The sequence below is a fragment of the Mesorhizobium sp. M8A.F.Ca.ET.161.01.1.1 genome (assembly GCF_004792105.1).
GTDB lineage: Bacteria > Pseudomonadota > Alphaproteobacteria > Rhizobiales > Rhizobiaceae > Mesorhizobium.
Map to the genome: position 1 here is coordinate 1 of NZ_SRTD01000078.1, position 439 is coordinate 439.

2 pseudogenes are annotated in these 439 nt (G+C 64.0%); both read left to right on the top strand.

The window, feature by feature from the left end:
* Positions 1-317, top strand: a pseudogene (locus EN804_RS37745) (SDR family NAD-dependent epimerase/dehydratase); the annotation flags it as partial.
* Positions 314-439: pseudogene (locus tag EN804_RS38425) on the top strand (TIGR04290 family methyltransferase); the annotation flags it as partial. The pseudogenes EN804_RS37745 and EN804_RS38425, both read left to right, overlap by 4 nt.

Here is a 439-nt window from a genome sequence, read left to right on the forward strand (position 1 = left end):
ATCCGGGCGTTCCCGTCAATCTTGGCAACCCAGGCGAATTCACGATCAGACAGCTGGCCGACCTCGTTCTTCTGACAGTTCCCACCCGGTCGATACTGGTACACCGTCCCCTGCCGACTGACGACCCGCGACGGCGGCGGCCGGATATTTCCCGCGCCCGGGAACTGCTGCGCTGGGCGCCGCAAGTACCGCTCACCGAGGGCCTTCGCCACACAGCGGACTGGTTCGCCTTCGCCCTAGCTGGCGGAAACTCCAAGGCAGGAGCGCTCCCGGCGGGCAGTGGAGCAATCGCCGCCGGCGCAGTGCTGGGACCATGACCATGCGCCAGAAACTGGAAAAGCAGATCGAGGATCTCGGGCCCTGGTTCCAGAACATGGCGATCGCAGGCGTGGAAACAGCGCCAGACCACTTTCTCGGTAACTACCCGGCATTTAAGTGG